At 70.1% G+C, this 8,013-nt stretch carries 6 protein-coding genes; all 6 read right to left on the bottom strand.

Annotated elements, in window-relative coordinates; genetic code table 11:
• Positions 1–880: protein phosphatase 2C domain-containing protein (locus P3L51_RS33765; protein ID WP_354609169.1), on the bottom strand; the 880-nt coding region annotated here is incomplete at its 3' end.
• Complete coding sequence (locus P3L51_RS33760) at positions 877–1,533, bottom strand: vWA domain-containing protein (protein WP_354609170.1); 657 nt, start codon at positions 1,531–1,533, stop codon at positions 877–879. The genes P3L51_RS33765 and P3L51_RS33760, both read right to left, overlap by 4 nt.
• A 244-nt stretch (positions 1,534–1,777) precedes the next feature.
• Entirely contained in the window at positions 1,778–4,405 is a 2,628-nt protein-coding gene (locus P3L51_RS33755) for a GTPase-associated protein 1-related protein (protein WP_354609168.1), read from the bottom strand.
• Positions 4,406–4,459: 54 nt separating this feature from the next.
• Complete coding sequence (locus tag P3L51_RS33750) at positions 4,460–5,410, bottom strand: carbohydrate ABC transporter permease (protein ID WP_354609167.1); 951 nt, start codon at positions 5,408–5,410, stop codon at positions 4,460–4,462.
• Positions 5,407–6,618 (bottom strand): carbohydrate ABC transporter permease, encoded by a 1,212-nt coding sequence (locus P3L51_RS33745; RefSeq protein ID WP_354609166.1) that lies wholly within the window; start codon positions 6,616–6,618, stop codon positions 5,407–5,409. The genes P3L51_RS33750 and P3L51_RS33745 overlap by 4 nt, the downstream gene beginning before the upstream one ends.
• 76 nt (positions 6,619–6,694) lie before the next feature.
• Complete coding sequence (locus P3L51_RS33740; RefSeq protein WP_354609165.1) at positions 6,695–7,936, bottom strand: extracellular solute-binding protein; 1,242 nt, start codon at positions 7,934–7,936, stop codon at positions 6,695–6,697.
• Positions 7,937–8,013 lie beyond the last annotated feature (77 nt).

Genomic DNA, 8,013 nt, shown 5'->3' with positions numbered 1-8,013 from the left:
CTCGGAGATGTGTATAAGAGACAGGGGCGGCGCCGGGGCGGGGCGCCGGGAAGGCGCCCGCCAGCGTCGCGTCGTCCCCGGAGTATTTGGCCGCGTGGCCCAGCCAGTCGGGGAGTTGGGCCTGGACGGCCGCGACGCCGTGCGACGCGGCGCGCGACCGCACCCCGGTGGCGAAGGCCAGGAACCCCTCGTGGTCGGCGAAGCTCTTGGAGAGTCCGTCGGTGGAGAGCAGCACGCCCGGTGGCGGGCCGCCGGTGAGCGGCTGCCAGTGCAGCCGCGCCTTGCGCCAGGCCTCGGGCTCGCAGAGCGATTCCGTCTCGTCGCCCATGTCGGGTCCCGTGTGGAGCGGCATGTGGGTCGTGCCGTCCTCGTCGACGAGGACGATGTCTCCGTCTCCCAACTGCCAGCAGACCAGGAGCCTTTCGGTGAGGACGGCGCCGATCAGGGTGCTGCCGTAGACGGCGAGGTCGGCCCGGGGCGCGGCGCGGCTCGTACCGGTCGACGTCGGGTGACCGCCGTGCGCCGGGGAGTTGGCCTCCTGCATCAGGACGCGGCGGCGCCAGGCGTGCACGACCTGCTGCGGGAGCGTGCGGGCCTCGGCGAGCAGCCGGGGCCAGTTCGCCGCGTCGTCCCCGCGCCGTACGACCTCGTGCGCGTACACCCGGGCGCAGGAGGTGAACGCCTCCACGGCCCAGCCCGCGCCCAGCTCACTGCGGAAGTGCGCGCGCGACCCGTGCCCGTCGGCGACGGCCAGCACGACGGCCCGGCCGTCCGCCGTCGTCAGCGCCTCACCCCGGTCCTGGCTGTACTTCTTGGCGACCCCTTTGACTCCTCCGTCGAGGAGTTCCCACGCCACGGCGGGTGTCCCGGTGGCGTTCACCAGATGTCGTTCTCGTCCTTGGTCAGCGGCACGACGGGCGAGACGTTGGTGGTTGTAGTGTCCTCGATCCTCGGCGCCGACGCCTCCTTCACCACCGCGGTGGACATCCAGCGGATCGCGGCCGCCAGTTGGCGGGGGTTCTTGGCGAGCAGTGGTTCGAGCTCGGGGTTCCCGAGGAACTCCTTGAGCATGCTCTTGTCCGCGTCGTCGCCGATCGCGACGGCGACCCGCACGGCACGCTTGCCCCACGGTGTGTCGTCGATGGCGCGCAGTCCGGAACGCCAGTCGTCGGTCGGCTGGCCGTCGGAGACCAGGGCGAGGACCGGCGGCAGGGCGCGCTGCGGCATCGGCGGGGTCTGGAGCGCGGCGGCGGCCATACGGAAGGCGGCGCCCATGTCGGTGGCGCCGTAGGTGTGTACGTCGTCCCAGGTGAACCGGTCCACCGGGGTGGGCTCCTGGATGTGCCAACTCGCGCCGCTCGCGAAGGAGATGGCGCGGACGAGCAGGGAGGCGGCCGGGTTGGACTGCGCGGCCTGCTGCATCTCCGGAATGGCCTCACGGATGGCGAAGTTCAACTCGCCGATCTTGCCGTTCACTCCCATGGAGCCCGAGCAGTCGAGCATCCAGATGAAGTGTGCCGGGCGGCTGGCCATACTGCCGCCGGGCACGTCGAGAATGATGGTCACGCTGGTCCTCTCCCCCGAGGCGTCCCATTCGCGCACGCCTGGTTATGCCTGTGTGATGTGGTGCGATGACGCGGTGTGGTCATGTGGTGCGATGACGCGGTTCGGTGATGCGTTGCGGTGATGGCGTTGCGGTGATGCTGAAAACGGTGGTCGGAAGCCTAGTTGAGGGCATGTCGGTGAGTGTGTCGAGCGGGAATACCGGTCCCTTCGGTCAGCGCGGCGAGTTCGACGGCGGGTGCGACGGCGAGTATCCGGGCGGATATCGCGGTGGGACCTGGGGCAGATCGCCGGGCCCGGGCGGCGGCGGCTGCCCGGGAACGTGCGGGGCCGGCGGCTGTCCGTGCGCCGGTGGGTACGCGGCGGGAGCACCCGGGATCCGGGTGTCACGGCCGCCGCCGTGCGCCATCTCGTCCGTCCAACGCACCCATGTCTGCAACCAGTTGTCGGACCGTCCCACCAGCCGGGTGGCGACGGCGCTGCGCTGTTCTTCGTTCATCCGGCCGAGCACCACGCCGAGGGTCCCCCGCAGCAACTCCTCGACCGTGGTGTGCCACGCGCGGGAGGACCTGGTCAGTTCCCTGCGCCAGACGTAGAAGAGATCGGCGACGGCGTCCGGCCGGGCGGCCATACGGTCCACCTGGGCGTCGTCGGCGAACTCGGCCTGAACGGCGGCACGGTAGTGCCGCTGCAACGCCGGTTCCGAGTTGGCGAGGAACGACAGCCCGCCCGACTCGTAGAGTTCGTGCGGTGAGAGGCGGGCGAAGCCGCGGGCGAGCAGGTACTGGACGCCGTCCCACAACGGCGCGTCCACGGGCGAGCCGGCCCGGCGCAGCTCTCCGACGCGGTCGACGACGTCCCTGGGCGAGGCGTGCGACTGCGCGAAGTCGTCGGCGACGACGAGCAGTCGGGCGGTGGCGCGTTCCCGCCCGGTCAGCTCGGGCCGGCGGTGGACGGCGTGGGCGAAGTCGACCAGCTCACGGTCGAACCGTCCGGGCGTGGTGAGCCACGCGAGGAACCGGGTGCCGAGATGGGCGGCGAGAATCGCCTCCGCGCCGCAGATATGGACGATACGGGGGAAATCAGCCCGGTTGGGCTGGTCGGACCCCCAGACGAGCCCCCACAGGGTCTCCAGTGTCCGCGGGTCCGTCGCGGTCGGCCCGCCGGGCCCGGCCGACCCGGGGGCCGGCTCGGCGAGCTTCGCGAACAGGTCGATCCCGCGCAGGTGGTGCGGCGGCCCGCTCCACCGTACGGCCAGTTCGACCAGGCGTACGGAGGGCGGTGCGACGTCGAGATGGGACCGTACCCACTCGCCCTGGGGCGACGTCAGCAACTCCCGCAGGAGGTCGCTCCGCCGGCCCGTCGTCTCGACGGCGATCTTCGCGAGGACGCGCCGGTTCAGCCCTTGGTGGCCGACACTCTTCAGCACGGCCACGGCGTCGGCGGACTCGGGGCCGCGGGGCCGGAGCAGGACGCGGGCGAGCTTGTTCACCGCGTCCTCGACGCCGGGGCCCTGGTGTCCGTGCAGGACGAGCGCGAGATGCAGCGGCCCGGCCCAGCCGGAGACCGGGCCGCGCAGCCGGCGCCCCAGGCCCTTGTCGAAACGGGGTCCGAACTCGGTGCGCAGCGAGCGCTGCGCCGACTCCCCTAGGGGCAGGCCGACGAGCGGGTCGTGCCGGAGTCTCGTGTCCTGGTCGAGCGCGGCGGCGAGCCGTCGCCGGGCGAGGACCAGCGCCAGCGGGTCGGTGACGCTCTCGGCGCAGTGCTTGCCCAGTTCCTGGCAGACCCGGGTCAGTTCCTCGATGGCCGGGGAGCCCTGGTCCTGGTCCTGGGCGGCCGAGGCGAGCGTGCCGACGACGGTGCGCAGTGAGTCGCCGTGGAGTGCGGTGAGTCTGTCCCCCGACTCCGTCCCCAGCCGCAGGAGTTGGGGGACGAGCGCCGCGAGGGCGAACGGGTCGGCGGGCTCCGCCGTACCGGAAGTCACCACGGAAGCCCTGCCGGACGCGGGAGAGACGGGGGCCGACGGGATCGGTGGGGCGCCGGCCTGCCACAGCGCGGCCATCAACTCGGCCCAGGGATCGGGGAGATACGGACTGCCCGGCCCGCCGAGGCCGTCGTGGACGCGGTACAGATGCTCGACGAGCAGCGGATCGTGCCGGTCGAACGACGAGTCGGGGCCGATCCCGATGATCTGCTGCGGTGCCTCGCGCGGTTCGTCGGCGCGGGTGACGAACGTCAGCTCCCTGGCGAGGTGTTCGGGCAGCGACGCGCAGGCGAGGGCGATCCAGCGGACGGTCGTCTCCGGGTCCTCCTCGGCGATGACGATCTGCCGGCCGGCCGGGTCGGCCCAGAGGCGCCGTACGTCGGCGAGGAACGGCGCGACACGCGACGCCTGCTCGCGGGCGAACCGGACGAGCAGCGGACGGTCGAAGTGCCCCTCCGGCGCGGGCAGCAGGTCCCCGTCGGCAGGAACCGGCGTGTCCCAGGACCGGGAGCGCCAGGTGTCGATCGGCCACATCCGGTCGAACTCGGAGGCACCGGCCGGGAGGTGCACGACATCGATGAACTGCCGTTGCGCGTCGGGGTGTTCACGGTCCGTACGGCCGTTGCAGAGGAGGCTGCCGCCGTTCGGGAGCCGACTGCAACTGAGGACTCCGTGCGTCGTCCGGCGGTGGGTGAGGGCGATGACCTGCTCGACCTGCGCGAGCAGATCGCGCGAGGCTCCGCCCCCGCCCTCCGAATCCTCCGACGGCGTCGGCTCAGGCGCCCGGAGCGGCTGGAGCCGGACACTGCCGGTGTCCGGCTCCCGGTCGAGGAGGTAGCTGAGACGGCGGATGACCATGCCACATTCTGACCAGCCGTCTCACCGGACCGCAGGAAGTCGCCGAAGTTCGGCCTATTCCTTGACCGCACCCGAGTTCGCACTCCGTACGAAGTGTCGCTGGAAGACGAAGAAGAGCACTGCCACCGGGATGGTCGCCAGCAGGGCCGCCGTCAGCTTGAGCGGATACTGCGTCCCGCTGCTCAGGCTGCCGGAGACGAAGGACGCGAGGCCTGTCGTCAGCGTCTGGTACTGCGGCGACTGGGTCGCGACCAGGAAGTGTGTGAACTCGTTCCACGATCCCTGGAACGACAGGATCGTCAGGGTGATCAGGGCGGGCCTGGCCATCGGCAGCACCACCGACCAGAAGGTGCGGAAGACACTGGCGCCGTCGATCCTGGCCGCCTCCTCCACCTCCCTCGGAACGGAGAGGAAGAACTGCCGCATGATGAACACCCCGGCCGCGTCCACCAGCAGGGGGACGATCATGCCGGCGTACGTGTCGAAGATGCCCATCTGGTTGAGGACGAGGAACTTCGGGATCAGCAGCACCACGCCGGGCACCGACATCACCGTCAGCAGCCCGCTGAACAGCAGGTTGCGTCCGCGGAAGTCGAGGCGGGCCAGCGCGTATCCGGCCAGCGAGTCGAAGAAGACCCGTCCCGCGGTGATGAAGAGGGTGACGAGTATCGAATTGCTCAGCCAGGTGCTGAACGGCACCGCGTCACCGGCGTTCCCGAGCCCGAACAGCCGCCGGTAGGACTCCAGCGAGAACGGGTCCGGCAGCAGGGACAGCGGATTGGCCGCCGCGTCGGGGTCGGTCTTGAACGACGTCACGATCTGGATGGCGAACGGCAGCAGATACACCAGCCCGACCGCCGTGAGCAGCAGATACAGGACGGCGAGCAGGACCCGCCGGCCGGTGCTGCGCGGGACGCGCGGCCCGGCGGGGGTGCTCCCGGTGGTCCGGGGCTGCCAGGTCGCGGGGGTCTTCCGCGCCGGAGGGGTCGTCGGTAGCGTGCTCATGAAGCCCTCCGGCGAATGGCCCCGAGGCGCCTCGGCTTCGTGACCGGCTTGTCCCGGTCGCGCAGCAGTACGCGTTGTATCAGGGTCATCACCATGATGATCGCCAGCAGGATGAAGGCGATGGCCGCGGCGCGGCCGTATTCGGAGTCCTGGAAGCCCGCGGTGTAGGAGAGGAAGGCGGGGGTGAGGGTGGTGTTGCCGGGGGCGCCCTGGCTCATCACGTACACGGCGTCGAAGATCTGCCAGCTGCCGATCAGACCGAGCGTGACCACCAGGAAGATCACCGGGCGGAGCGCGGGGATGGTGACGTTGCGGAACGACTGCCAGCGGTTGGCGCCGTCCAGCAGGGCGGCCTCCTCCAGCTCCGCGGGCACGTCCTGCAACGCGGCCAGGAAGATCAGCATGTAGGTGCCGGACGACGTCCACACGATCAGAGCGATGATGGTGCACATCGCGATCGAGGGGCCGGACAGCCAGTCCCACCAGGACAGTCCGAGGAAGCCGTTGGACGCGAGCGCCGCCGTCGGCTTGTCGGGGTCGACGATGCCGAGGCCGCCGAGCACCGTCCACACCAGGCCGTTGGCGTCGGTGAACCATTTCGGTCCGGTGATCCCGACCCACTTCAGCAGCGCGTTGACGGCGCCGCTGCCCTGGAACAGGAAGAGGAAGACGGTGGAGATGGCGATGGAGCTGGTCACCGAGGGGAAGTAGAAGATCGTCCGGAAGAGGCTCTTGCCCTTGATCCGGCGGCTGTTGACGGCCACGGCGAGCGCGAGGGCGAGAATCGTCTGGAGCGGTACGACCAGCAGGACGAAGTAGAGGTTGTTGCGCACCGAGGTCATGAACAGCGTGCGGTCGAGACCGTCGGTGGTCAGGACGTTGGAGTAGTTGTCGAGCCCGATGAAGTCGGCGGCGCCGGTGAAGGGGTTGGACTGCCCGTTCCAGTTCAGCAGGCTGACCCAGAGGGCCATCCCGATGGGCAGCAGCAGGAACAGTCCGAGGACCAGCACCATCGGGCTGACGAAAAGCCAGCCCCACAGCCCTTGCCGGCCCTTGATGCCGGTCGCCGAACCGCGGCGGGGGCGGCGGCCCTTGCCTGCCGTGCCGCCTGTGGGCTCGATGGCCCCGGCGTCTCCGCTGCCCCCGGCGCCTCCGGCCGCGGCGGGCGGCGCCGCGACAGGGCCACTGCCGCTGCCGTACTGACTCATTGCGTTTCTCTCTCCTCACGCACCCGCCGGGGCCGTGCGCCCCGGCGGGTGTCGTACACGGTGGGACGGGGGTCCGTCAGCCGTTGCTCTTCAGGATCTGCTCACCGTTGGTCTGCAGGTCGCCGAGGATCTTCTTCGGGTCGGCGGTCGCCAGCCCGGCCAGGTCCGTGTCGAACTGGTCGAGCGCCTTGGTGAAGCCGGGCAGTGTGACCGGGCCCTGCGCGTAGGCGGAGCCGTCCACGAACGCCTTGTCCTGCGGGTGCTGCTTCTCGTACGTCGCCAGTGCGCTGGTGCGCGAGGGCATCACGCCGTACGCGTCGGCGAACTTCACCTGCTGCTCGGCTGTGGTGAACGCCTCGACGAGCGAGACGGCCGCCTCGTGGTGGGCGCTCTTGTTGGCGACGCCCCAGCAGGTGCTGAAGGAGAGCGTGCCCTGGCCCTTCGGGCCCTCGGGCAGCGGGACGACCTGGTAGTCGACGTCCGGGAAGTCGTTCGTCATGGCACCGGAGAGCCAGTTGCCCTCGATGGTCATGGCCGCCTTCTGGCTGCCGAGCGCCTCACCGCCCCAGCCCGCGTCGACCTGCTTGGGGTAGCTGAGCACCTTGTCGGTGAGCAGCTTCTTCACGTACGTCAGCGCCTCGACGTTCTCGGGGCTGTCGGCCGTTATCTCGGTCTGGTCGGCGTTGGTGATCCAGCCGCCGGCCTGCTTGAGGAAGGGGCCGAGCTGGTTGTACGAGCTGTTGACGACGAGGCCGCTGACCTTGTCGGTGGTCAGCTTCTTGGCGACCTTCGCCAGATCGTCCCAGGTCTTGGGGTGGTCGGCGTCGGTGAGCCCGGCGGCCTTCCACATCGTGGTGTTGATCGCCAGGGAGAGGGTGGAGCTGTCCTTGGGGGCGCAGTAGGACTTGTCGTCGTAGCTGAAGGACTTGAGCAGCGTGGCGGAGAAGTCCTCCTTGTCCGTGAGCTTGTCGCCGTACGCGTACAGGGAGTTGCCCTTGGCGTAGTTGGCGAAGACCGACGAGCCGACGTAGAAGACGTCCGGCGGCTTGCCGCCCGCCAGCGCCTGGCCCAGTTGCTGGTCCAGGTTCTGTGCCGGGGTGACGGTCACGGTGTTGCCGGTCTTCTTCGCCCAGGCGGCGGCTGCGGCCTTGACGGCGTTCGTCTCGGCGTCGCCGGAGGAGCCGATCATCACGGTCAGCTTCTGCTTGCCGGAGCTTTCCTGTTCGGCGCTGCTGTCGCTGCCGAAGTCGGACGAACATCCGGTGATGAGGAGCGCGCCGCACACGGCGGCAGCGGTCGCGGCTCTGTTCTTTTTCATCTGCTTCTCTCTCCAGCTGTCGCTGTAGGGGACTTGCTGTCGGGGGATTCGGTGGCCGGGGGGCCTGGCTGTCTCTT

This window comes from Streptomyces panacea (assembly GCF_040560175.1).
In the GTDB taxonomy this organism is placed as follows: Bacteria; Actinomycetota; Actinomycetes; order Streptomycetales; family Streptomycetaceae; genus Streptomyces; species Streptomyces panacea.
This window is presented reverse-complemented; position numbering and strand designations above follow the sequence as displayed.